Origin of the sequence: Gulosibacter sediminis (assembly GCF_014904065.1) — a bacterium.
Classification (GTDB): Bacteria; Actinomycetota; Actinomycetes; order Actinomycetales; family Microbacteriaceae; genus Gulosibacter; species Gulosibacter sediminis.
The window spans coordinates 1-1,246 of the sequence record NZ_JACXJG010000012.1; the positions used below are offsets into that span (position 1 = coordinate 1).

At 65.3% G+C, this 1,246-nt stretch carries 2 protein-coding genes; both read left to right on the forward strand.

Annotation, left to right across the window (positions count from 1 at the left end):
* The coding region (locus ID132_RS07135) for an integrase core domain-containing protein (RefSeq protein ID WP_211198320.1) at positions 1–240 on the forward strand (240 nt) is incomplete at its 5' end.
* A gap of 65 nt (positions 241–305) precedes the next feature.
* The coding region (locus tag ID132_RS07140) for an IS481 family transposase (protein WP_193128282.1) at positions 306–1,246 on the forward strand (941 nt) is incomplete at its 3' end.

Here is a 1,246-nt window from a genome sequence, read left to right on the forward strand (position 1 = left end):
AACTATAGGAGCATCAACGCGATGGCCGAAGCGCTCAATTCGCTCCACAAAGCCGAACCAGTGCGTAACGGGGGACCCTGGGCCTCGATCAATGACCTCGAGGTCGCGACCGCGGAATACGTGGACTGGTGGAACGAGCGCCGCTTGCATGGCGAGCTCGATCAACGGCCACCCGCGGAGGTCGAAGCCGCCTACTGGGCCAGTCTGCAACCCGTCTACGCTCTACCTGAAACCAACTAAAACACTCTCCACCAAACCCGACACTTGACACCCACGCGAACGCCGCTCTCACCCCTCGCCACCGCCTGATCGTCGGCCGCTTGGTCGTCGATGACGGCTGGCCGATCAGCGAGGTCGCCGCCAGGTTCCAGGTCTCCTGGCCCACGGTAAAGCGCTGGGCCGACCGCTACCGCACCGGCGAGCCAATGCAGGACAGGTCATCCAGGCCGCATCACTCACCGAACAAGACCAACCAGCAGACTGCCAGGCGCTGCGTCCGTCTTCGCCTGCGACCACGGGAGGGGCCGGTGCAGTTGGCCAGCCGACTTGGGATAGCCCCGTCCACGGTCCACCGCATCCTTACAGACGTGCACTTTAACCGGCTGTCGCACGTCGACCGCGCCACGGGAGAACCGGTGCGCCGTTACGAGCACGATCACCCAGGGTCGATGCTGCACGTCGACGTGAAGAAGCTCGGCAACATTCCCGACGGCGGAGGACGGCGCTACGTCGGGCGGCGACAGGGCGACAAGAACCGGGCCGCTACACCGGACAAGCCGAAGAACAAGCACTACGACCCGTTGATGGGCAAGGCTTACGTCCATACCGTCATCGACGACCACTCCCGCGTCGCCTATGCCGAGATCCACGACGACGAAACCGCCCGCACTGCCACCGCCGTGCTGGTCCGAGCCGTCGAGTGGTTCAACGCCCGCGGCGTCACCGTCGAGCGGGTCCTATCCGACAACGGCGGCGCGTACCGCTCACACCTGTGGCGCGACACCCGCGCCGAACTCGGTATCCGGCACAAGCGCACCCGGCCCTACAGGCCGCAGACTAACGGGAAAATCGAGCGCTTCCACCGCACCCTGGCCGACGGATGGGCTTACGCCCGCTGCTACACCTCCGAAGCCGAACGACGGGGCGAGCTGGACGACTGGCTGCACTACCACAACCATCACCGGCCGCACACGGCCTGCGGGAACCTCCCGTCCTTCTCGCGATTGATCAACGTCTCCGGGCAGTA